Source organism: Roseobacter cerffii (assembly GCF_054226325.1).
This window is the reverse complement of sequence record NZ_CM135757.1, coordinates 1,035,380-1,058,716: the sequence shown is the minus strand read 5'-3', so window position 1 is coordinate 1,058,716 and position 23,337 is coordinate 1,035,380. Positions and strand designations below refer to the sequence as shown.

21 protein-coding genes and 1 pseudogene are annotated in these 23,337 nt (G+C 62.8%); 6 read left to right on the top strand and 16 right to left on the bottom strand.

Annotation, left to right across the window (positions count from 1 at the left end; genetic code table 11):
• Window positions 1-12 precede the first annotated feature (12 nt).
• The 4 genes from ACVC7O_RS05175 to ACVC7O_RS05160 are packed head-to-tail and all read left to right on the top strand — an operon-like array spanning window position 13 to window position 4,463.
• Window positions 13-1,152, top strand: a complete 1,140-nt coding sequence (locus ACVC7O_RS05175) for a glycosyltransferase (RefSeq protein WP_458325022.1) — start codon at window positions 13-15, stop codon at window positions 1,150-1,152.
• On the top strand, window positions 1,149-2,459 hold the full coding sequence (locus tag ACVC7O_RS05170) for a lipopolysaccharide biosynthesis protein (protein WP_458325021.1): 1,311 nt from the start codon (window positions 1,149-1,151) through the stop codon (window positions 2,457-2,459). Before ACVC7O_RS05175 ends, ACVC7O_RS05170 begins: the two co-directional genes overlap by 4 nt.
• Complete coding sequence (locus tag ACVC7O_RS05165) at window positions 2,452-3,297, top strand: sulfotransferase domain-containing protein (protein WP_458325020.1); 846 nt, start codon at window positions 2,452-2,454, stop codon at window positions 3,295-3,297. Before ACVC7O_RS05170 ends, ACVC7O_RS05165 begins: the two co-directional genes overlap by 8 nt.
• Window positions 3,294-4,463 carry a polysaccharide pyruvyl transferase family protein gene (locus ACVC7O_RS05160; RefSeq protein WP_458325019.1) on the top strand — a complete coding sequence of 390 codons (1,170 nt, stop codon included), beginning with the start codon at window positions 3,294-3,296 and terminating at the stop codon, window positions 4,461-4,463. The genes ACVC7O_RS05165 and ACVC7O_RS05160 overlap by 4 nt, the downstream gene beginning before the upstream one ends.
• On the opposite strand, the gene ACVC7O_RS05155 is transcribed toward ACVC7O_RS05160, so the two are convergent.
• Window positions 4,460-5,107 carry a sugar transferase gene (locus ACVC7O_RS05155; RefSeq protein ID WP_458325018.1) on the bottom strand — a complete coding sequence of 216 codons (648 nt, stop codon included), beginning with the start codon at window positions 5,105-5,107 and terminating at the stop codon, window positions 4,460-4,462. The genes ACVC7O_RS05160 and ACVC7O_RS05155 overlap by 4 nt on opposite strands.
• A 420-nt stretch (window positions 5,108-5,527) precedes the next feature.
• Here ACVC7O_RS05155 and ACVC7O_RS05150 point away from each other — a divergent pair, with 420 nt between their 5' ends.
• Window positions 5,528-7,660, top strand: coding sequence for an AAA family ATPase (locus ACVC7O_RS05150; protein ID WP_458325017.1), 2,133 nt, complete (start codon window positions 5,528-5,530; stop codon window positions 7,658-7,660).
• A 2-nt stretch (window positions 7,661-7,662) separates the two neighbouring features.
• Here the strand turns inward: ACVC7O_RS05150 and ACVC7O_RS05145 are convergent, their stop codons facing one another.
• From ACVC7O_RS05145 to ACVC7O_RS05125, 5 genes are all read right to left on the bottom strand, one after another.
• Window positions 7,663-8,979, bottom strand: a complete 1,317-nt coding sequence (locus tag ACVC7O_RS05145; RefSeq protein ID WP_458325016.1) for a polysaccharide biosynthesis/export family protein — start codon at window positions 8,977-8,979, stop codon at window positions 7,663-7,665.
• A gap of 97 nt (window positions 8,980-9,076) precedes the next feature.
• Window positions 9,077-9,874: a metallophosphoesterase gene (locus tag ACVC7O_RS05140; RefSeq protein WP_458325015.1), complete on the bottom strand. Its 798-nt coding sequence runs from the start codon at window positions 9,872-9,874 to the stop codon at window positions 9,077-9,079.
• Between the two features lie 4 nt (window positions 9,875-9,878).
• Entirely contained in the window at window positions 9,879-11,186 is a 1,308-nt protein-coding gene (locus tag ACVC7O_RS05135; RefSeq protein WP_458325014.1) for an HlyD family type I secretion periplasmic adaptor subunit, read from the bottom strand.
• Entirely contained in the window at window positions 11,183-12,832 is a 1,650-nt protein-coding gene (locus ACVC7O_RS05130) for a type I secretion system permease/ATPase (RefSeq protein WP_458325013.1), read from the bottom strand. The genes ACVC7O_RS05135 and ACVC7O_RS05130 overlap by 4 nt, the downstream gene beginning before the upstream one ends.
• Window positions 12,833-13,287: 455 nt before the next feature.
• A complete protein-coding gene (locus ACVC7O_RS05125; RefSeq protein WP_458325012.1) occupies window positions 13,288-14,223 on the bottom strand; it encodes a ParB/RepB/Spo0J family partition protein in 936 nt (311 codons plus the stop codon).
• 478 nt (window positions 14,224-14,701) lie between these two features.
• Between ACVC7O_RS05125 and ACVC7O_RS05120 the strand changes: the two are divergent.
• Window positions 14,702-15,651: pseudogene (locus tag ACVC7O_RS05120) on the top strand (IS3 family transposase).
• Window positions 15,652-15,682: 31 nt separating this feature from the next.
• Here the strand turns inward: ACVC7O_RS05120 and ACVC7O_RS05115 are convergent.
• The 10 genes from ACVC7O_RS05115 to gspG form a co-directional block, all read right to left on the bottom strand.
• The gene (locus ACVC7O_RS05115) at window positions 15,683-15,928 is read right to left on the bottom strand and encodes a transposase (protein WP_458325011.1); all 246 of its coding nucleotides are present in this window, start codon (window positions 15,926-15,928) and stop codon (window positions 15,683-15,685) included.
• A gap of 73 nt (window positions 15,929-16,001) precedes the next feature.
• On the bottom strand, window positions 16,002-16,397 hold the full coding sequence (locus tag ACVC7O_RS05110) for a hypothetical protein (protein ID WP_458325010.1): 396 nt from the start codon (window positions 16,395-16,397) through the stop codon (window positions 16,002-16,004).
• A 788-nt stretch (window positions 16,398-17,185) separates the two neighbouring features.
• The gene (locus ACVC7O_RS05105; protein WP_458325009.1) at window positions 17,186-17,947 is read right to left on the bottom strand and encodes a hypothetical protein; all 762 of its coding nucleotides are present in this window, start codon (window positions 17,945-17,947) and stop codon (window positions 17,186-17,188) included.
• A complete protein-coding gene (locus ACVC7O_RS05100) occupies window positions 17,940-18,599 on the bottom strand; it encodes an anti-sigma factor (protein ID WP_458325008.1) in 660 nt (219 codons plus the stop codon). Before ACVC7O_RS05100 ends, ACVC7O_RS05105 begins: the two co-directional genes overlap by 8 nt.
• Window positions 18,596-19,195, bottom strand: coding sequence for a sigma-70 family RNA polymerase sigma factor (locus ACVC7O_RS05095; protein WP_458325007.1), 600 nt, complete (start codon window positions 19,193-19,195; stop codon window positions 18,596-18,598). The genes ACVC7O_RS05100 and ACVC7O_RS05095 overlap by 4 nt, the downstream gene beginning before the upstream one ends.
• The gene (gspD, locus tag ACVC7O_RS05090) at window positions 19,195-21,093 is read right to left on the bottom strand and encodes a type II secretion system secretin GspD (protein WP_458325006.1); all 1,899 of its coding nucleotides are present in this window, start codon (window positions 21,091-21,093) and stop codon (window positions 19,195-19,197) included. The genes ACVC7O_RS05095 and gspD overlap by 1 nt, the downstream gene beginning before the upstream one ends.
• Before the next feature lie 5 nt (window positions 21,094-21,098).
• Complete coding sequence (locus ACVC7O_RS05085) at window positions 21,099-21,962, bottom strand: type II secretion system protein N (RefSeq protein ID WP_458325005.1); 864 nt, start codon at window positions 21,960-21,962, stop codon at window positions 21,099-21,101.
• Window positions 21,959-22,333, bottom strand: a complete 375-nt coding sequence (gene gspI / locus ACVC7O_RS05080) for a type II secretion system minor pseudopilin GspI (RefSeq protein ID WP_458325004.1) — start codon at window positions 22,331-22,333, stop codon at window positions 21,959-21,961. Before gspI ends, ACVC7O_RS05085 begins: the two co-directional genes overlap by 4 nt.
• A gap of 5 nt (window positions 22,334-22,338) precedes the next feature.
• Window positions 22,339-22,812 (bottom strand): prepilin-type N-terminal cleavage/methylation domain-containing protein, encoded by a 474-nt coding sequence (locus ACVC7O_RS05075; protein WP_458325003.1) that lies wholly within the window; start codon window positions 22,810-22,812, stop codon window positions 22,339-22,341.
• Window positions 22,809-23,282 (bottom strand): type II secretion system major pseudopilin GspG, encoded by a 474-nt coding sequence (gene gspG / locus ACVC7O_RS05070; protein WP_458325002.1) that lies wholly within the window; start codon window positions 23,280-23,282, stop codon window positions 22,809-22,811. The genes ACVC7O_RS05075 and gspG overlap by 4 nt, the downstream gene beginning before the upstream one ends.
• Between the last annotated feature and the right edge of the window lie 55 nt (window positions 23,283-23,337).

The following is a 23,337-nucleotide window of genomic DNA, read 5'->3' as shown; positions in this document are numbered from 1 at the left end:
CGGGACGTTTGGATGTCGCATCTTTCTTCTTCCCAAACGCGCCCCCTGAATGTGGCCATTGTCCACTATTGGCTGGTCGGTATGCGTGGCGGCGAAAAGGTGCTCGAAGCGCTTTGCGAGATGTTCCCGCAGGCGACGATCTACACCCACGCGCTCGACCGCGACCGGATCAGCCCCGCCTTGCTCAAACACAAGATCGTGCTGACCCGTGTGGGGCGCCTGCCTTTTGCCACGCGCCTCTATCAATCCTACCTGCCGTTCATGCCGCGCGCTCTGGAGGAGATCGACCTCAGCGGCTACGATCTGGTGCTGTCAAGCGAGTCCGGCCCGGCCAAGGGCGTGATCGCACCACCCGGGGTGCCGCACCTCTGTTACTGCCACTCGCCGATGCGCTATATCTGGGACCAGTATCACGTCTATCGCGACGGCGCCGGTGCCCTGACCCGGCTGGTCATGCCGCATCTCGCGCACCGTTTGCGGATGTGGGATGTGACCTCTGCCGCCCGGGTCGACGACTTCGTCGCAAACTCCGCGCATGTGGCCAAGCGGATCGAGGCCTACTGGCGGCGCCCCGCCAAGGTGGTGCATCCACCTGTCGATCTTCCGGCGAAGTTTGCCCCCCAGCCGCCTGGCGATTTCTATCTGCTCGCAGGCGAGCTCGCCAGCTACAAGCGCCCCGATCTCGCCGTGGCCGCCTTCACCCGGATGGGCAAGAAGCTTGTCATCGTCGGCGGCCCGGAGAAGGCCGAAAAGCAGTTGCGCAAGATCGCGGGCCCGACGGTTTCTTTCCGCGGGCGGGTAGATGACGCAACCCTGCACACGTTGATGGCCACCTGCCGCGCGCTTGTGTTTCCGGGCGAGGAAGACTTCGGCATGATCCCGGTCGAAGTCATGGGCCGCGGTCGGCCCGTGATCGCCTATGGTCGCGGTGGCGCCTGCGAAACCGTGGTCGATGGCGAGACCGGGCTCCTCTATCCCGAGGCCTCTGTCGATGGTCTGATCGCTGCCGTCGCGCGCTTCGAGGCCGAGGGGCTTGATACCCGCGACCCCGCCGATCTGCGCACACATGCCGCTCGGTTCAGCAAGGCCGCCTTTCAGTCCGGCATCGCAGAGCGGCTGGCCACCTTCGGCATTGACTGGGCGCCGGAATGACCGCCCCGGCCCCCTCCCCGCTCACCCTGCTCTTCCGCCAGAGCTTCATGGCCCTCGTCATCAAGGTCGGCGCGGCGGGCACCTCGTTCCTGATGTTCCTGGCATTGGCACAGGCGCTGCCCGCCGATGCTTATGGCCAATTCGGTTTCGCCTTTGCGCTCGCCACATTGCTCTCTGTGCTCGCAAGTTTCGGGCAACGCGGCCTCGCGCTGAAATACGCCTCCATCTACCTCGGCAACGATGATGTCCCCGCTCTCGCGGGCCTGCTGCGCTTCGGCTTCGCCTTCATCCTCGGCCTCGGCGTGCTCGCCTGCGTCGCTGTTGCAATTGTCGGCGCGATGATGGGCAACCCGTATCTGATCGCCGTGGGCCCCCTGGCACTGGCGCTATCCATCGCCGAGTATCAGGCTCATTTCCTTCGCGCCTACGGCAACATGGCCCTCGCACTGGCCCCGCGCGACATCGGGTGGCGCGTGCTTGTGATCCTCATTGCGTTGGCCGCGATGGACGGCCTGCTGCAGATGACCACCGCGCAAACCGCGCTCGCCCTCATGGCCGCCACGCTCCTGCTGATCTCCGCTGCACAGCTGTTTTTCTACGCACCCATGCGCCGCCTGATCCGCACCTCCGCACCCGTGCCCGACACCACCCGGAGCGAGTGGCGCCACGCCTCCGTCGGCCTCTGGGGCACCTCCTTCGTGCAAACTGCCGGGCCCAATCTCGCTGTCGTCATCCTCGGCCTCTTCACCACTCCGGATGAGACAGGCCCCTTCTTCAGCGCCCTGCGCATCGCCATGGTCCTGTCACTGTTCCTGATAGCCGCAAACATGGCAGGCGGGTCGCTCATCGCGCGCAGCTACGCCGCCAGAGACCGCGCCCTGCTGCAGCGCATCTGCACCTCCGTCGCCCGGCTCACATCCATCCCGACCGCACTCTGCTTTCTGGCCTTTCTCATCATGGGCAAGGACCTGCTGCGGCTCTTCGGCGACAGCTTCGACAGCGCCTTCCTCCCGCTCGTCATCCTCAGCGCCGGCTACCTGCTCAGCACCTTCATGGGCCCGACCGTCCAGGTCATGGAAACCACCGGGCACGAGCGGCACTACCTGCGCATTCTGACCGTCACCACTTGCAGCGTGCTTGCCCTGATGCCCGTCGCGATCCTGCTCGCCGACATGATCGGCGCCGCTCTGATGATCAGCGCCAACATGGTGATCAGCCGCGGGCTGTGTTACCGCTTCATCCTGCGCACTCTGCACATCGCCCCGGGCATATTCGCCCGTCACCGCGGGGGCGCAGACCATGACTGACAGCCCAACGCGCGTGAATTTCCTCTTTCTCGGCGGCGACAAATGCGGCTCCACCTGGCTCGACTTCATCCTGCGCCAGCACCCCGATGTCTGCCTCGCAAATAGCAAAGAGCTGTTCTTCTTCGACCGCTTCTTCGACCGGGGCTTCGCATGGTACGACCGCCAGTTCCCGACCGCTGACACGGCCCTGCGCACGGGCGAGCTCTGCCACGACTACCTCTACTCCGACGTGGCCCTGGCCCGCATCGGCACTGCCCTGCCCGCCGAGGCACGGTGCCTGATCGTCCTGCGCCACCCGGTCGAGCGCACGCTGTCGCATTATCGCTACCTGCTGAAAATCGGCACCACTGCGGCCCCGCTTGCCGAAACGCTCGACACGCACCCGGGCCTCATTGGCCATTCGCTCTATGCCCCGTACATTGAACAGGCCCTCACCCATATCGGCGAGGACCGGCTGCGCATCCTGTTCCACGATGATCTCGCACGCGATCCCCCGGGTTTCGGACAGCAGGTCTGCACCGCACTCGACCTGCGCTTCCTGCCCGAGCTGCCTTACGACACCCGCGTTCTGGGCGCGGCGCGCTCCCGCGCCCCGCAGCTCACCCGCCTGCTGCGCTCTGCCGGGTGGGGGCTGCGCCATCTCGGCGCGCATCGCGTTGTTGGACAGGTAAAGTCAAACGCGCTTGTCCAGCGCCTTCTCTTCACCGAAGCCAAAGCCCCCGATGACAAGGCCGAACGCGCCGCACTTACACCTTATCTCGAGCGCTTCCGGGCCGATCACCAGCAGCTCAAGGCGCTGATCGGCACGGTGCCCGACTGGACCTTCGACCAACCATGACCACGCTGCTCGCCGCCGTCATGCACAGTCCGAACATCGGCGACGGCGTCATAGCCGAGTGCATCCGCGCCGTCGCGCCGACCGATATCGCCTTCCTCGATCTGGCCGGGCGCACCACCTATGCCGAGACCGAGGCTCCCCTGCGCCAGCGTATTCTGACAGGGCTCAGCCGCCTGCCCGCCCCCCTTTCCGACCGCATCGCGGAACAGCTCGTCAAGGCGCAGATCCGGCGCAAGCTCGCCCCGCGCCTCGATGCCGCGCTGGCCGAGACCGACGGCATTCTGATCGGCGGCGGCCAGCTCCTCGCCGATGCCAATATGAACTTTCCGCTGAAGCTGCACCGGCTGGTCCGTGCGGCGGGCCCCCGCCCCATCGGCATCCACGCGGTGGGCGTGGCAGCAAGCTGGTCGCCGCGGGCCGAAGCGCTCTTTCGCGACGTGTTGGGGCACCCCAATCTGCGGTTTCTCTCCGTCCGCGATGCGGCATCCAGGACCAATCTCACAGCGCATCTGGCCCGGATGGGGCTGGAGCATCTGGCCCCGCGAGTGTTCCCCGACCCCGGCGTGCTGAGCGCGCCCCTTCTCGCCCCCGACCTTGTGCCCGCTGCTCAGACCCCGCCCCGCCACATCGGATTGGGCATCACCCATCCCACCGCGCTGCGCCTGCACGGCGACGGCGCGACGGCCCAGAACTGGCCCGCGTGGTATGCGCATATGGCGCGCACTGCCCTCTCACAGGGGCTGACCGTCACGCTCTTCACCAATGGTGCGTTCGAGGATGAGGCCTGCCTGCGCGAGGTGGCGCAGCATCTGCAGGATATTGACTCCCACGCCCTGATGCTGGCACCGCGCCCCAGGCGGCCGGTCGATCTGGTGCACCGCATCGCAGGGTTCGATGCGGTCATCTCGCACCGGCTACATGCCGGTATCGTGGCCTATAGCGCGGGCGTGCCGCCCGTCGGGCTGCCGTGGGACAGAAAGCTGGAAGGGTTCTTCGATCTGATCCAGCGGCCGGACGATCTGATGTCAGACCTGCAACCCAAGCCCGAGGCCCTGTTGGAGCGGCTCTCCGGCCCCCCGCTGGACAAGGCGCGGCACGCACAGGTGCTGGCCAACGCCCGCGCCGGGATTGCCGCCGCCGTATCCGCGATGGCCCGCGACAGCTAGACCCCGGTCTTGCGCAGGACCACACCGAAGGTTTTGAAGATGATCTTCATGTCCAGAAACGGGCCCACCGTGCGCGCATAGTGCACGTCCATTTCAACACGTTCCTCATAGGTGCAGATCCCCCGACCATGCACCTGCCACATGCCCGTCAACCCCGGCCGCATGCGCTTGTAGGCCCACTGGTGGTCGGCGTAGTTTTCCATCTCTTCAAGCGGCACCGGGCGGGGGCCAACGAGGCTCATCTCGCCTCGCAAGACGTTCCAGAGTTGCGGCAATTCATCGAGGCTCGTCTTGCGCAAAAGCGCGCCCAGACGAGTCACCCGGGGGTCGTTTTCCAGCTTGAATGTCTCCGCCCATTCACGTGCCAAATCTTCGTCATTTTCCAGATGGTGATGCAAAATTTTCTCAGCATTCGGCACCATTGTGCGAATTTTCCAGCATTTGAAAGGCCGGCCGGCGCGCCCAATGCGCTCGTGACCGAAAAACCCATTGCCACCATCCAACCGGACAAGCAGCCAAAGCCCTAAGATCAAAGGAAAACTGACCGGAAGCGACATCACCACGAGGGCAATATCAAGAAGCCGTTTGACCCGTTCTCGATAACTGAACGGCCCGATGACGAGACTGGGGCTCGTCAGGTCCAATTCAATGTCCTGATTACTCATTACTTAAACCCGAAAAGCGATTCCAAAAATTTCTAAAATGTTAACAACTTGTTAATACCAAACAAGGCAGAATCTGAGAAAACAGTTAGCGCTTCGGGGATTAACTGGGTTTGTGATTAATAAATAGGAATACACTGGTAAAAAATTCTACTATTTCGGGAATTATGGATGATTTCTACCATTCCGAGAACAGCTTAAAGAGGTGTGCCAAATAATTTGTGCAACTTTGGCGATCTGACCCAAAAAAGCCGTTGTTTCTTTGTAATTGGCCCGCGGCACTCTATGATATTGGGGCATTTGAAGGTTACGTCCGCTGTTTGGGTCCAGACGTGGCCGTATGTACGATTTTGATCCATGTCGCCTCTTCGGCGAGATGGGGTTTGAAGAGGTTGAGAGCAGATGAACACGCAGGACAGAGCCTTCTCGCAGGGCGACTTCGCCGAGGACGGTGTGGCGCAGCTTGCCTCGATCGCCTCTACGATCTGGCGCGGAAAGTGGCGCGTGCTCCTGACCACCCTCATCGCCGCCGGGCTTGGCTCGGGCTATGTCTTCGCGATTGCAACGCCGATCTTCAAGGCCGACGTCTTCCTGGTGCTGGAGACGCGCGAAGAACAGGTCATCGATCTGGAGGGTGTGATCAGCGGCCTCTCCGCCGACGCCTCCGTGGTTGAGACCGAGGTCGAGGTGCTGCGCAGCCGGGGTCTGGCCGAAAAGGTGGTCGACGAGCTTGGTCTGATCTCCGACCCCGAATTCAACCCCGAGCTGTTCCCGCCCTCCCCCGTCGATCACGCCCGCGATCTGCTCGCATCCTACGTGCCGGCCTTCGCCGCGCCCGCCTCCGCCCCGCTCACCCCCGAGCAACAGATGGCCGGCGTGGTGCACGAGCTGCTCGAGAACGTCACCGTGCACAACATCGGCGACAGCTTGGTCTTCCAGCTCGGCGCCGCCAGCACCTCTCCGGACAAGGCTGCGCTGATCGCCAACACCTTCGCCGAGGCCTACATCCTCGATCAGCTACAGGTGAAATACGATGCCACGCGCCAGGCCACCGTCTGGCTGACCGAACGGGTGGCCGAGCTCAAGACCGAGCTGGAGAGCAGCGAGGCCGCGGTCAAGGACTTCCAGTCCTCCACCAACCTGATCGACGCTGAAACGCTGGCCGTGCTCGACCGCCAGATGAAGGACATCCGCGAGCGGCTGCAGACCGCGCGTGCCGACCTGACGACGACACAGCTGGCCGAGGCCGAGATCACCGCGCAGGACAGCGCCGCAGGGCTGCTCACGCTCACCGGTGATGCGGTCTTGCGGCGGCTCTTGCCGGCCAACGGCGCCGCGCCAACCGCCGCGCAGCAGCAGAACATCGACAACCGGGTGGATCAGATCAGGGCCCGCGCCGCGCTCGAAACCGAGCGCGCCACCAATCGCACCGAGGCGCTGGCCGCCTCGCTCCGCGACCTCGAGGCGCAGATCAGCGCCCAGTCGAAAGACCTCATCACACTCGAGCAGCTCACCCGCGAGGCCGAGGCCAGCGGGCTGCTCTATGAATATTTCCTCAACCGCCTCAAGGAGACCTCGGCGCAGCAGGGCATCCAGCAGGCCGACAGCCGCATCCTGTCCAGCGCCGTCGCACCGATCACCCCCGCCCTGCCCCGCATCCCGCTGGTGCTCGCCGTTGCAGCGCTGCTCGGTGCGCTGTTCGGCATGGCGATCGAGCTGCGCCGCGCCGCGGTCTCGGGGTTCGGCTTCCGCACAGCACAAGACCTCGAGAAGACCACCGGCAAACCCGTCTTCGGCGAAATCCCGATTGTACGCGCGCGCGACCGCAAGGCCTATTTCACCTATGTGACCACCAAACCGGTCTCGGCGCTGGCCGAAGCTCTGCGCAACCTGCGCACCTCGGTGATGATGTCGACACCGGACCAATCACCCCGCATCGTGATGGTCAGCTCGGCGCTTGGCGGCGAGGGCAAGACCGCCGTCAGCCTGTCGCTCGCCAAACAGCTCGCCGATCTGGGCAAGAAGGTGCTGCTGATCGAGGCCGACACCCGCCAAGGCAGCCTGCCCGATTACATCAACCTCAAGCACAAGGGCCTGACCCTGACCGATGCGCTGCAGCCAGACGCAGACTGGCGCAGCGCCGTGCTGCCCGAGATCGTGCCCGGCCTCGATGCCATCCCCGGCGGGCGGCACAAGAAGAACGCGCCCGACCTCTTCGCCGATGATGCGCTGTCGGATCTCACCACCAGCGCGCTCGACGACTACGACATGATCGTGATCGACACCGCACCGGTGCTGCTGGTCAGCGATGCGCGCATCCTCGCGCGGGTCGCCGATGCCATCCTCTTTGCCGTACGCTGGGACAGCACCTCGCACGAGCAGGTCCTCGACGGCATCAACAAGTTCGAAAGCCTCGGCCACCGCGTCTCGGGCCTGGTGTTGACCCAGGTCGATCCGAAAGGCATGCGCCGCTACGGCTATGGCAACACCTACGGGCCCTACGCCGCCTACGGCACCAGCTATTTCAAGAACTGAGCCTAGTCGATGCTGGCCGAGAACAGCGACGGGATCAGCTGATCCACAACCCGGTCCCAACGCGTGATCGGCTGCTCCGCGACAAAGACGATGTCGTTGGGCCGCAGCTCGAACCGCGTCGCCAGCACCAGGTTCGCCGCATTGCGCCCATCCAGCCGCCAAGCGTTCACCTGCGTGTCATCGGCCGCGGTGCGCAGCACGTAGATCTGGCTCGCGTTGCCGGTCTCGTTCGGGATGCCGCCATTCTCGGCAATCGCATCCGCCAGAACCGCCTGCTGCGCGAAGGGCAGCGGGTACCGCCCCTGCTCTTCCAGCTCACCCATCAGGTAGACGTAGTCGCGATCCACCGCGCCCAGCTCCAGCTGTTCTTGGAAGGCCGCGCGCGCATCGCGCAGCTCGGCCTGGCGCAAAAGCACCTCGGTGCGCAGCCGGTCCAGCGCCTGCTGCTGGCGATCCTGCTGCAGGTTCGCAATCGCGATCTGCTCTTCAAAGAACGCCTGCGCGCGCTCGAAATCATACTCCGCATCCACGAAGATGCTGTCGCCGTCCTGCAATTGCACCCGCTGGTCCCGCACATCGTTCAGCGGCACCTGGAAGAGCGTCCCCTCGCGGTAAAGCCGCACGGTGGTGAACTCGGGCGCCGAGGCATTGGCCCCGCCCGCCAGCGTCAGCGCGTCATCGAGGTAGAGTGGCACGAACTGAATGGGCAGCACGCTGGGCGTCTCGACCGCGCCGCCGACATTCACGCTTTGCGATTTGAATTCCAGGATCTCGAGGCTGAAGGCCGGGTCGATCTGGTTTTCGACAAAGCGCTGAAACAGCTCGGTCTCCGCCGCTTCCAGCGTCTGCCCGGCAATCACCACGCGGCCGACGTTGGCAATCGCGATGGCGCCGTCATCCTGCACCGTGTAGCGCTGCTGGGACGCCTGCGCTGCACCATCATCAACGCTGGGGCTGCTCAGCTGCGGCGAGGACAGCGCCACGATATCACCGACGCCGATCAGATAGGGCTGTTGCGGCTGCGGATCGGGCAGCAGGGTCTGGATATTCTCGGGCCGCACCTGTTCCGACAGGGTCTGCGTCGGGGTGGCGCCCCCGCCTGCCGGGGCCGCACCCACACCCGCCCGCGTGTTGAACACGGCGGGCAGCGCACGCGGTGTGTAAGGCTGTGCGTTGGCGGCGGCGATGTTGCTCACCGTCATCGGCACGACCTCAACCTGCAATCCAGATTGGGAGGTCTGGGACACCTGTGGGGTGACATAGACGACGCCACAGGCGGACAAAACTCCGCTCAGCGCAAGTGGTACCAGAAATCGCATGGCCTGCTGCCTCTCTTGCAAAACTGCTTTTCTTCGTTCTTACGTCGGTGAAATACCTGACAAAAGCTGACAAATTTCTAAGAAAAAAAGCTGTTGTCTATTGATCACGGCCCGGATCAGCCGTGGTGACATAGTCAACCGCCCCCAAAGAGACATGCGCCGCGGTCAGAATGCCGGTGGCGTAGGCGCCTGTATCGATGGCGATGCGCCCCTCTGTGCGGGTCGCCTGCCGGACGATCACATGGCCATGCACGACCCATTGTCCGTCACAGCGCGCGGTGCGTCCAAAGTCGCGATGGCCCCAGGTGAGGACATTCGGGTCCTGGTCTGTCATCGGGCGCTCGGGGTCTGCCCCCGCGTGCACCACATGCACATTGCCGGTCGACCAGATGAACGGCAGGCCGGTCAGCCAGGCGACCATCGGCCCACCCATCGCGGCATAGAGCCTATCGCGCGCGCTGCGATATGCGGCCTCTGACTGTACCTCGGTGCTCAGCGAAATGCCAAAGCTCGCCAAGGTCTGCAGCCCGCCGATCCGCATCCACGCGGGGCCCACGCCTTCGGGGTCATTCAGGAAGTCGAGCAACAGTTGCTCGTGATTGCCCTTGAGCGCGCGGAACATCTCGGGCCTGCGATCACAAAGGTCAAAGACCCGCTCCAGCACCGCACGGCTGTCGGGGCCGCGATCAACCATGTCACCCACGAAGACGACCGGGTCGCTGATCAGCTTCGGCAGCAGCCGGTCAAGCAGATCGCGGCGCCCATGGATGTCGCCCACCACCCAGAACGGTGCCGCGGGCCTAAGCGGCGCGAAATCGCTGCGGCTCGTGTCGCCCAGAAGGCCCACACGCTGCATCTGCCGTTCGATGAAGTGATATGGCAACGGCAGGCTCATGCGATCACCCGCGCATCGACCGGGTGAAGTAGTCGGTCAGCGGCTTGGTCAGGTAGTCGAGCGGCGAGCGCTCGTTGGTCTTGATAAAGACTTCCACCGGCATACCCGGGATCAGCGTGTTGTCTCCCAGCTTCTCCAGCTCGCCTTCCGCCGGCAGCACCGACACCGCATAGTATGGCTGGCCCGTGACCTCATCGGTGAAGGCGTCGGCCGAGAAATCAACCACCGCGCCGATCAGTTCGGGCGTGGTGCGGGCCTCGAAGGCGGTAAAGCGCAGTCCCGCCTCCTGCCCGCGATAGATCTGGTCCACATTGGTCGGATCGATGCGCGCTTCGATCACCATCGGCTGATCCTGCGGCACCACATACATCATCGGCGCGCCCGCCTGCACGACCGACTGCAGCGCAAAGACCTCGCTGCCATAGATCACGCCGTTCACCGGAGACTTCACGCTCAGCCGCGACATCCGCTCGGTCAGCCCCAACAGGCGTTCGGTCAGCTCAATCTCGCGGAAGTCGAGCTCGCGCAGGGTGGTGATCGCCTCCTCGCGCCGCGTGGTCTTCAGCTTGATGAGCTCGATGTTCACCTCCGCCACGGACCCGCGCAGCTGCGCCGCCGAAGCCTTCAGCCCCCCGATGTCCCCCAGCAGACGCGCCTCTTCGCGCCGCAGTGTGGAAACCCGCGTGGCCTGCGTCAGACCCTTCTCCAGCAGGCTCATCTGGTCGCGCAGCTCCTCGGCGATCAGCACCTGTTGCGTGTTCAACGCCTCCAGCTGCGCGCCAATCCCCTCGATCTCGAACTCGTACTGGCTGCGCCGCTCGGCCAGCTGCTCGCTCTCGCGCTCCAGCGACACCAGCCGCGCGTCAAAGAGCTGCTGTTGCCCGCGGATCGCCTCCTGCACATCCTCGGCCTCCTGCACCGCCAGCCACTCGGGGAAGGCGACCTCTGCCGCATCATCCCGCTCGGCCTCCAGCCGCGCCTTCCGCGCCGCAATATCGTTGAGCTGACCACGCACGATGGCCACTTCGGAATTCAAGAGCGTCGCGTCGAACTGCACCAGCACCTGCCCCGCCTCGACCACATCGCCATTGCGCGCCATGATCGCGCCGACCACCCCGCCATCAGGGTGCTGAATGACCTGCCGCTTGGTCTCGACCTCCAGCTTGCCCGAGGAAATCACAGCCCCGGCCAGCTGCGCGGTCACGGCCCAATAGCCCAAGCCCCCCACCAGGATGACCAGCGCCACCGCGCCCACGATCATCGGGAACCGGGCCCGCCAGGGCGGCGGCGGCGGCGGAGCTGCCATCATCATGACGCCGCTCCCACGGGCTGGATCACCCGCTTGATCTGATCCGCATTCTTCAACTGCTTGCGCAGGATCTCGTCCCGCGGTCCGGCATCCACAATCATACCCTTGTCCATCACCACCAACTCGTCACACTCGGAAATCGCCATCGGCCGGTGCGTCATGATGATCACCGACTTGCCCTCCGCCTTCAGCTGCCGCACCGCCTCGTTCAACGCATTCGAGCCCTCCACATCGAGGGCCGAATTCGGCTCATCCAGCACCAGAAGCACCGGCGCCCCAAAGACTGCCCGGGCCAGGGCCACGCGCTGCCGCTGACCGCCCGACAGGATGTTGTCATTGCCGTCAATGAAGGTGTTGTAGCCATCGGGCAGCTGAATGATCATCTCGTGCGCATTGGCCTTCTTCGCGGCCTCAACCACACGCGCATCATCCGGCTGCACCGCCATGCGCGCGATGTTCTCCGCAATCGTGCCCGGCAAGAGCGACACCGTCTGCGGCAAATACCCGATGTAATCGCCCAACCGGTCCGGATCGTAATGGCCCAGCTCCACACCGCCCAGACGCACCTCGCCCGCCGCGGGCTTCCACAAACCCATGATTGCCTTGGCCAGCGTCGATTTGCCCGACCCGCTCTTGCCAATGAGCCCAATGGCCGACCCGGGTTTGACCTGCAGCGTCACATTCTTCAGCGTCGCCACCTGCCCGCCCGGCGGGATCAGCGTGAGGTTGCGCGTGGTCAGGCTCGCCTCCGGCTCCGGCAGGTTCACATAGCGCCCGGGCTGCGGGATCTCGGACAGAAGCTCCCCCAGCGAATGCCACGCCATGCGGGCGCGCTGCAGCATCGACCACTGGCCCAGCGATTGCTCGATCGGTGCCAGCGCCCGCCCGAGCAGGATGGTGCCCGCAATCATCGCCCCCGCCGTCATCTCGCCCTGCAGCACATAATAGGCGCCCACCGCCAGCATGGCCGACTGCAGGAACAGGCGGAACGATTTGGTCACGGCGGTGAAGCTGCCGGTCCAGTCGTTCGAGGAGATCTTCTCCTTCAGCGCCTCGTTGCGCTGCATCAGCCAGCGGTCGGTGACGGCGCCACGCATGCCCTGGGCCTGCACCACCTCATGGGCGATCTGCGCCTGATCCGCAAAAGCCTGCGCTCCGTTCGAGGCGCCTTGCGCTCGGGCCACCTTCTTGTGCGTCATAATCTGGTTCACAATGGCCAGCGTGGTCAGCGCCAGCGCGCCCGCCACCGCCAGCCAGCCCAGCATCGGGTGGAAAATGAAGATCGCCGCGATAAAGAGCGGTGACCACGGCATATCCATCAGCGCCAGAAAGACGGGCGAGCTGAACACCGACTGGATCGCCTCCACGTCGCGCAGCCCGGTGATCTCAGAGGGTCGGCGCTTGCCAGACAATTCCAGCGTCGCGCCAAAGATGCGCCGGTCGAGCAGGGCCTGGAACCGCGCCCCAAACCGCGCCACGATGCGCCCGCGGGCATAGTCCAGCATCGCCATCAGCGCATAGAGAAAGCCCACCAGCACGAAGAGCGCGACCAGCGTCTCTTCCGAGCCCGAGCCCAGCACCCGATCATAGACTTGCAGCATGAACAGCGGGCCGGTCAGCATCAGCAGGTTCACGAAGATGCTGAACACGAAGCTGACAGTAATAAAATTCGCGCCGGCGTTCCGCGCTTTGGCCAATTCGCTGACCTGAGAGTTTTCAATACTCGCCACTGCTTTACCTCACATCGCGGGCCCCATCGGACCACACGACCCCCAAACAAAATGCACTCACCGTAATGGCCTGACGGTGCAGAATGCGGGGGGGCAAATCAAGCGTTGTGGTTGTAAACCTCTGAAATTGCTTAAGGAAATTCTAGCTATGGTAGAGATTTGCAATTCTAGGCGGTCGCGCGCCATCAGCCACCCTTATGGGTAGCATCGCTTCCCCGCGGGCTCTCTGATAAACGCTTAAAAATTAAGCATTTCCTCGGAACGATTCGCGAATCCCCCTGTTTTTGGGGTGTATCTGCAGCCTCCGGTCCTGTGGCGGCAATACATGGCTCTAATCTGCCGTTTAGAGCAATATACTTGGAGCATTCACACCGCTATCCTTTCTCAAACAGGTATTGCAGGTGCTCCATGGCCCGCTCGACCAGTGCCGAGTCGACCCCCCTGCCCTTCAACCGGATCACATAGCCTTGGCTATCGCTGCTCGCCTGCAGCGTCACACCGCTCGACAGATGCACCGTGTCGCGCCCCGACCAGCCCACTTTCGGCGGCTGTTTCTTCGGGCGCCCGCCCCGCCCTTCGGTGCTGCCGGTCAGCTCGAAGGCATCGATCACCGGCACCATGCAGGCCCATTCCGCCTCCGCCGTCGCGGGTTGCGCCTTGGCCAGCGCGTCGCGCAACTCGGGCTCCGCCCCGTTGCGCAAGGCCGTCGACAGTCGCAACCCATCGCGCTCTTTCAGGTTCTCAGGAAATTCCAGCAAATCGCCCAGCTCTTCGAAGATCAGCGAGAACGACCGGATCTTTGATCGCTTGGCCCTGCTCGCCACGCTGAAGAGGCTCGCCACCGCCTCCTCGGTGCTGACGAATGCCCCCTGCTGCGCGGCCACCACCGCGATGCGCCCCCGCTCGTAATGGGACAGCGAGGCGCGCACCTCGTTTTCCTCAACCATCGCCGCAAAGCTGCCCCCCAGCGCGTCCGGGTCGCGCACCAGCGCCTTGATGGTCTTGTACTTCTCGTCGCCTGTAAGCCCGAGCAGCTCCCGCACCGCCCAGAGCCGTCGATACCCCGAAAGGAGCCCGTATGGCTCGTCACCCTCCGTCCGCCGAAATACCTCGATCGGCAGCCGCAGCCCATGCGCGGCAATCGAGGCCTTCAGTTCGGACATCTCGTTCGGGTCGATCACCGTCCGGTCGCGCACCATCGCATCGGCCAGGATGACGTCGAGCGGGATGTTCTCGATCAACCGCCCCTGCCCCTTGGCCTCGTCCAAGGCCGCCGCATCGGCCAGCTGCCTAATCCGTTTCTCCCGCACATACTTCGGTACACGAGGAACACGCCTTGACCGCAGGAAGCGGAGACATGGTATTGGGCGACATCCTGGATCGGCTTGGGCCTTTTCCCGTGCAATCCCTGCGCGCGATGGTCGACTATGGTCTAAACGATTATGAGATCGGCCGGTATTTCGATTTGCCGCCTTGGAATACAAAACGCTTCAGAAAGATGCTCGGAAGCGCAGAGCCCACGTGACGGAATGAGGTTTCGACCATGCGCTCTTCGGCTCGGCAAGTTTGTTGTGGTAACTTGCGCAGGCTCCGAGCTGACATGACACTAGGCAAACAGATCGAGCCAGCGCTTCAAGGGGGGCGCTGAACCGAATAGAACGGCGCTGCTTCAATCAGACGGCTTGGAGCGTATCGCTTGCCCAAATCCTGCTGGACCAAAAAATCAGCTCCACGAGCCTCGCCAACTGAATTGGTCCGCCGCTATGGTTAGCAGACGGAGGACCAAGAATGGCGAACAAGCGACACAAGCCTGAGCAGATTGTCACGAAGCTGCGGCAGGTTGACGTGCTCGTTGGGCGATGCATGGCGCGGGTGGATGCGATCCGTGAGATGCGCATAGCGGAGCAGACGTACTAACGCTGGAAGCGACAGTATGGCGGGATGGGAACGGCGCATCTGACGCGTCCTCGGCCAGCGTTGATCGACACAGCCGCGTCGGTCGCAGAGGCGAGCGGACGAAGACCGCTTGGTGACGGACATGGTTGAGCTGGCCCGGCAATGCGGCCGCTACGGCTGCCGGCGGATCGCTGCGGTACTTCGGGATGCTGGCTGGCAGGTCAGTGATGGCCGTGTCGAGAGGCTATGGCGACGTAGGGGCTAAAGGTGTCTTCTAAGCAACCTAGGAAGAACCGGATCTGGCTGAACGACGGGTCATGTGTTCGTCTCTGGCCCGAGCACCCTGACCATGTCTGGAGCTATGACTTCGTTCATTGTCAGACCGATGACCGCAAGGCCTTCCGGATGCGGAACATCCTCGACGAGTTCAACCGGGCGTGCCTGGCAATCAAGGTCGATCGGAGACTCAACGCAAACAACGTCATCGGCGCACTGAGCGACCCGTTCATCCTTCGTGGTGTGTCGGGCTTCATGAGGTTCGAAAAGGGCCCAGAGTTCGCCGCCAAGGCGGTGAGAGACTGGATCGCCGCCGTCGGCGCGCCACGACGGCGTACATCGAGCCGGGATCACCTTGGGAGAACGGCTATGTCGAGAGCTTCAATGCCCGGCTCCGCGATGAACTGTTCAACAGAGAGATCTTCTAATCGCTACGAGAGGCCCAGATCATCATCGAGACATGGCGTCGCCATTACAACACAGCCAGGCCACACAGTGCGCTTGGCTATCGATCACCGGCGCCTGAAACCGTCATCTTAATAGATCAGAGGGCAGTTCTGCGCTAACACTCAACATGAACTAGTCAGATCGGGCTGCTCACAATGACTTCAGCCATTTGCTCGCGTGCTGCGGATGGGATCGGGTCTGCCGGACGATTGATATCATGCCGACAACTAGAAGTTGCCTCAGGTATTGATCGCCCATTTTCTTGATACGCAACAGTTTTTCTTTTCCGCCGCTGGACTTTTTCGCGGGTGCCAGGCCGAGCCAGAGAGCAAACTCCCGACCAGTATTGAACTGGTGCGCGTCTCCGATACTAGCGATAATCGCGGAGGCGGTCACAGCGCCAACACCGGGGATCGTGCACAGCAGCTTAACTCGTTCATCTTCCTTTGCAACTTGCTTCAGGCGTTCCTCATACCAGCGGATCCGTCTGTGAAGAGCCGTGATCGGTTCTGACTGGGTCGCGTATCACATCGTTGGTGATGTTCGGCAGAGCGAGCACTTCACCAAAGATGATTTCTTCGGCAAACCCAATCATACGTGCCAACCTTCTGGGAATATAGATGCCGAACTCGGCGACCAGACCGCGCAAACAATTTATGAGCTGGGTGCGCTGCGGAACCAAGAGGTCTCGGGTTCGATGAATTGAAAGTGAGGATTGTTGCTCTGCAGTCTTGATCGCAACGAAGCGCTTGGTTGGATGGGTTACGGCTTCGCATATCGCTTCGGCATTAATGGCATCAGACTTTCCGCGCTTGAGGTATTGCTTCACGTACATTGGCGGGATCAGACGGGCGTCATGACCCAAGGCGGTCAGTTCGCGGGCTCAATTATGAGCACTGCGGCAGGACACCACGCCGATTAGACAGGGCTCCAATTTGACAAAGAAGGGCAGAACCCGAGCACGCCGCAACGGACAATTGCAGACGACAGCTTCATTCTCAGAAATTCCATAAAGCTGAAAACGTTCTTGGTCAGATCCAAGCCGATCATGGTAAACTGCGTGGGGTGGCTCCTTTCATAGGCTGACTCAGACACCTGAATTGTGGCGCATGGCGACGCCTCTTGGAGCAAGGGCCATCCACCCCATAAGATAAGCGGAACTGACCGCAGCATCGCGACTAGCTGTTGGATGGCGGCAATGCGCCTCGAACTCCTACCCGTAAAGACTGCCGGCTTGGGACATGAATTGCCCGCAGGAAACTGTCATCTTGCTTGTGACTGGTTTTGCTCCGCCAAAAGCCCTAGATGTCTGCGCTTCGCTCTCTCGTGGTTAGCGCACTTGAAAAAGGATACGGAGAACATACAATTTCGCGGATTTAGAGGAGCGGTGACTGGCGCTTAGCGCGAGTAGTTCACCGGTTCTAGTCCGAGAACTGCCGCCATACACAAGGTCCGACGACAGTGGATTCTTCGCCCAAGTCGGAGAGCGATCAACCGATTTTGAAACAGCGCCGCTTGTACGCTCTGAGGAACCAGACATTCCCGTTTAGACAATGCGGATGACAGTCGATGCGATCATCAGGCCACAGGGAAGCGCTGCTCACATTTCCAAGGTAAGCACTTATGGCCATCCAGGACCGCCATATTCGACCGCTAGCGCGTTCGAAAGAACAGCGAAACCCAGTCGCTGGTCAAATCGCCCGCTGACTCACTAAGTTCAACGAAAACCGCGTTGAGCAAGCACGTCGCATTCGACGGAAGCTTTGGCGATATGCGCCCACCATGGCCTGTCCGCGAGTCTCGCCGGGCGACGACGTTGGGCTCCGCCTGTGTCTTGCAATAGATCTGCACCGGCTGGTTTGCGGCCACACCGTCGCGATCGAACAAGACGAAGCTATCCTCCAACGCGACCCACTCCCGCCGATCAGTCGTCCCGGCATCAGCGCCTTCGACAGCTCCAAAGTGGACGAGCAGTTTTGATGATCGGGTGTAGCGTTCTTGGACCTGTGTCTGAGGCAAACGTCGCCCTGCGGGAGTCTCCAGCAGATCCTGCTGCCCAACTGACGTCAGGAAGCGTCGCAGTTCGTTCTGACTACGGTAGGTCAGTTTCTGCTCGAACGACGAGACCGTCAGGCTATGAAGACCTGTGCCGTAGGCAGGCAGCCCTTCGAAATCAGCGCGTGACGGCAAAGCGCTCAACTCAACCGCCTGATCCGAGCCGGACCACTTGGCGGACCTGTAGGCTCGAGGGTCGAACCGGAAGGCTGTACCGTCCAGATCTTCGCCAATACGGACCGTGACCGAGAGCAATTCGTCGGGTGCCAAGAGGAAAGAACTGGGTTGCAGCCAAAACTCATGAGCCGGAGCACTTGCCGGAGCCATACACAACACCGCAAAAAGCAGCTTCTTAAACATCGTTCAACACCCCGGCGGACAAGACGGGACCTGTCGGTGCGCCGGTTGGTGAGCCGCCAAGGGGCTCAAGGCTCACGGCCAGCGTTGTCCCGCGATCCAGCGCGACGGAGGTGGTCAGCACCACCTGCTCCGGGGATGTCACCACCCCAAGGGACGTCGGGACACGGGCCTCGCCAATCGCCCAAAGCTCCAGCACCCGATCGGGGATCTCAACCGCTTCGAGCGTCGCGAGAGTCAGAACGCCGGTGTCCTGGTTGTATGTCGCAGCGAACCGGTACCCCATTTCAACCGGGTCCAATTGAGCCACTAACTCAGGCTCTGCCTGGAAGCTCTGCAGACCGAGCGCCAAGACCACTGCGGCGAGCGCAGCGCCCGCGGCGGCCCATTTCGCGGTCAGCCGCGGCCACCAATGTCCTTTGGTCGTGGCCCGTTCGAACAGCCGCCGGTCAATCGCCGCCTTCACCCGAGCGGGCGGCGCGCCGTGCGGGTAATCCGCATTGAACGGTGCAAGACGCTCCTGCCAGGCAGACACCTGGGCAGTCAGGGCTGCGTCGGTCCGCAAGCGGCCTTCAAACACATTGCGATCGGCCACTGGCATCAGGCCAATGACATATTCAGCGGCCTGAGCATCATCTTCATCTCTATCGGTCACAGGGAGCTCTCCTTCAGGCAGTCGCGCAGGGAGAGCAGGCTGCGGCGCAACCATGTGCGCACTGTGTTGAGCGGTATCTCAAAGCGGTCGGCCAGATCCTGATAGCTGTAGCCTTCCACATAGGCCGATCTCACCGCCTCGGCCTTGCGGGGGCTGAGCTTGGCGAGGCAGCTGTCCAACTGGCTGCGTTGCTGGGACTGTGCCGTTGTCGCTTCAGGGCCGGGTGCGGGGTCTGGCACCTCCATCGCATCGGTGATCGGGACCGCCGGGGCCTTTCGCTGCCGGAGCCGATCAATGCAGAGGTTGCGGGCGATGGCGATCAACCAGGACATAGGATGCGCGTGCCCGGGATGGAACCGGCCCGCCTTTTGCCAGATGCGCACATAGACCTCCTGTACCGCCTCTTCGGCCTCGGTTGGGTCGCGCAACATCCGAAGCGCCACCCCAAAGAGCTTGCGGCAGGTCGCTGAATACAGCCGATCAAAGGCGCGTCGATCCTGCAGGGCGATCCGGCAGATGAGATCCGACAATTCGACCTCACCATCCGCCGGAGGGGCCGGCGCCGCTGCAGGTTGCGCTGTGGTCAGGTTGGTCATCAATACAGTCCCCCAATCTCAAGTCGGACAGGTGCGCGCCGGTCCCCGCCCTGCGGATTTTGTGCGGTGCGCGCGCGGCTGAGCGCTTTCAATCTTTCATCGTATGTTTTCCGGATATCCGGTGCTGACCGCAGGATGGTGGGCTTCAGGAACACGAAGAGCGTGCGCCGATTGCTGGTCGTGCTGCGGGATTTGAAGAGATTACCCAAGACCGGAATATCCCCCGCCCCGGGGACCTTCTGCAGGCTTTCCAGATCGTCCCGCGTGATCAGACCGCCAAGGACAATCGTCGCCCCATCGTCGGCCAGCACGCTTGTCTCGATAGACCGCCGATTGGTGATCAAGTCGGCTGCGCCTTCGAGGTTCGCATTGACCAGCGAGGAGACTTCCTGGCTGATATCAAGCCGCACGACGTCGCCTGCGTTCACGCGGGGCAGCACGTTCATGGTGATGCCGACATCGCGCCGCTCGATGGTCGTGAAGGGCTGCACGGTGTTGCCATCGGTCGCAAACGATCCTGTGCGGAAGGGCACATTCTGCCCAACAACGATCGAGGCGGATTGATTGTCCAGCGTGGTGAGCGAGGGCGTGGAGAGCAGGTTGGCCTTGCTGGTTTGGTTCAGCGCCTGCAAGAGCAAACCGAAATTGTCGGTTCCAATGCTGAATGTCCCACCGGGCGGGGCCAGGCTGGCGTTCGGCACGCCAATGGCCGACAGCACGGCGCCGAGCGACACACCGCCGTTGCTGAACGATGTGGCGGCCAAGCCGCTGGGCGGCGAAAGATCTCCAAAGCCGAGCTGCGCGCTTAGACGCTGTGCAACGTCACCCGACACCTCGACGATCGCGGCTTCGATCAGAACCTGCGCGCGGCGCTGGTCCAACTGGCCGACCAGCGCGGCCACTTCGCGCACCTGGGCTGCCGTCCCACGGACCACGACAGCATTGAGTTCGGTTGACGCCTGAACGGAAATCTCGGGCGCATCACCATCTGCTGCCGTGCTTTGCAGCCCCTCCGCGTCGAGGCTCTCAGCCACCGGGTTGGTCAGCCCGGCCGACCCGGACAAGGTTGCGCGCACCAGCTCGGCCACTTGTGTTGCCTCACCGAACTTGAGGCGAATGACCTGCGTATTCAGCGCAACCTGCGGATTTTCTTCTGGCGGCAGGTCCATTGACTGTGCCAGCGCTTCAATCTCCTCCAGATCCTTGGCCGATCCGCGGACCACAAGCGTGTTCGAGCCCGGGTCAACCGACAGCCGAGCACCATTCGGGTCAGGGCCCAGCACCTCGACGATGGCGGCACCGATCACGGCGGCCTGCGTGTGCTTGAAACGCAGCACGCGCGACTGCCGGGTGTCTTCCTGGTCCAGATCGGCGGCCAGCTGCATAAGGCGCGCTGTGCTCTCGAATGTGTCCGTGATGACCAACGCATTCGGGTCTTCCAGCGCCTCGATTGAGCCCGAGGCGGCGACGAGCGGGCGCAGCACGCGCACAGCCTCCGCTGCAGGCACGCGGTCGAGGGTGACAAGACGGGTCACGAAGTCCTGGCTTCCGGGCTTTTGCGCACCGCTCACGCGGGCCGCAGTTCGGGCCGCATCAAGCGGCAGCACCTGCCAGACCGCGCCACTTTGCACCGCCTGAAATCCGCGCACCCGGAGGATGGATTGAAAGAGCTCCCAAGCGCCCTCCGCATCAAGCGGCTCGGCAGAGACCACCGTGATGTCACCGCGCAGATCCGGATGCACCACAAGGGTGCGTTCAGTGATGTCCGCCACTTGCTCAGCAAGCACCGTGACATCCGTGTCACGCAGGTTGATCACGAAGGTCTCCGATGTCTCTTGGCCAAACAGAGGGACCGCGATCAACAGGAGAGCACTAAGGAGGCATGTAAAGCGCAGCATGGCTCTCACCGTAGCGGAAAGGAAAAGGTGAGGATCTTGTCGCCGCGCTGGACCTCCAGTCGCGCCTGTCCAGAGGCGGCAATCTTGTCATAGGCGTCACGATCTTCATCTGGGTTGCCAACCGCACTGCCATTCACGCTGCGCACCACATCGCCAGCCTGAAGCCCCGCAAGACGCACACCGCGATTATGCTTTTGCGCGATCCTGTAGCCCTCGTCTGATGGTTCGAGACCAATCGTCTCCAACACGGCCTGCGGGTTCTTTTGGATCTTGCGGCGCCAGTAACTGATGTAGTCCTCGGTGGTCTTGGGTGCACCAGCCCGCTGGTTTCGATCAGCGACGACGGCAGCGGCCCGAAGGCGCGTATTGATCGCGTCGGTCTCGACCGCCGGGGCTCGCGCTGCCAGATTAGTCTCCGTCTGATCGAAGTGCAGCGTGAGAGTGCCATCTGGAGCCGCGATAATGACGTGATCTAGGGCAACCGTTTGTAGACTTAGGCCCGCCGAAATCGGGTCACCGACATGGTAGAACCCCTGTACATCGGCCAGTGCGATCAGCGCAGATGACGCCTTGCCATCCGGCGCAGAGAAAACACCTTTGAGCTGCATCTCGGGGTATCCGTCCGCGGAAGCGGCGATTTGCTCAGATGGAGCGGCAGCCGCACGTCCGAATGGCGCGAGCTCCAAAGCTGCGGTCAGGTCCAGTGGTCGCACGTCGGTGTTGAGCGGGCGCGGCTGCGACAGCGCCCTTTGCTCGATCACCACGATACCAAACGCATGCCGAACGACGGGGGGGGCGGCCACCGCTAGGGAGGCAAAAGCGGACAGCAAGATCCCCCACTGCGCGACAGTCCAAAGATCAGCCCTCATGACCCGCCCGCCGTGCCCATATCCACGAAGCCTGTCAGCAGGGCCGCGGCCGTTTCCGACCGAGCGCCGTCGGGGCTGACCCTAATATCGACGCGAGCGAGATCCGGGTCGGAGGTATCCTGACGCTCGATGCTGATGTGCCACAGATGCCCAAGGGCTTCGACCTCCGATGGCAGATCAGGGATGCCAAGCTCCAGCTCGACAAGCCGGTTTTCGGCCACCCACAGGGCGGCTTTCCTGTCCGTGATCGTGCCGATGCGCGTGACATGAGACTGCGTGGCCGCCAGAAGAAAAACAGCGGCGGTCGACAGGACGCCAAGAGCCACAAGCGCTTCGATGAGGGTAAATCCCGCGTCCTGAGCTCTGTGCATCCTGTCTAGCCTCCGCCTGCCGGGACAATCCGCGCCGTGATCCCGTCAAAGATCACCTCACGCGCGGATGCCCCCTGCCCCAATGTCGCGTGCCACGGCCTGTTGCCCTTCGGAACCAGGGTCCGCGACACGCTGAAGACCACACCATCGTGGTCCTGCACCGAGATACGCAGGTTGCGCGGAAAAAGTTTCACCGCGTTCAGCGTGGGGTCGGGATGCGGGTGCCATTCCTCGCCCATGGGCACCCAAAAACTGTACCCGCCATGGTCGGCCTCCAAACCGAAGCCGATCTGATGATCAAGCGCATAGCGCACCGCCCGATCCAGGTGAGCCGTCAGTTTCAGCGCGGCCAGCTCCGCCTGATCGCCTGACGGCCTGTTCAGAGAGAGCGCGGCGGCGCCGGACAAGACACCGATCAGAACCAGTACAACCAGCATTTCCACAAGTGTGACGCCAGCGGTTGTGGATCGGCGCTTCATCTCGTTTGCAGCGTCGCCTGACGGCCACCCAATGGGATGTCTGCGGCGGTACCTTCTCCACCTGGTGCACCATCGGCTCCCAAGGATACCAGATCAAAGGCGCCATCCGCGCCCGGTGATCTGTACACATACGGGTTCCCCCAAGGGTCCTGCGGGACCGTCGTCAGATACCCGCCCTGCGCCCAGTTTCGGGGAACCGGCGGGCTGACAGGCTGTTCGACCAGAGCCGCAAGCCCCTGGCCGGTGGTGGGATAGGCTCTGTTGTCCAGGCGATAGAGTTCCAGCGCGCTGGCGATGGAGCGCAAATCGGTCTGGGCGACGCTGGCTCGGGCTTCATCGGGACGGCCAATGACATTGGGCACAATGATGGCCGCGACCACCGAGATCATCACCAGAACCACCATCATCTCGATCAGGGTCACACCTGCGTCGCCGGGCCGGGACGCGTGTTTCAAAGCGTTTTGGGTCATGAAACCTTTTCCTTCTGAGTCTCGTAATCCTGAGTACATAGGCACAAAAACCCGT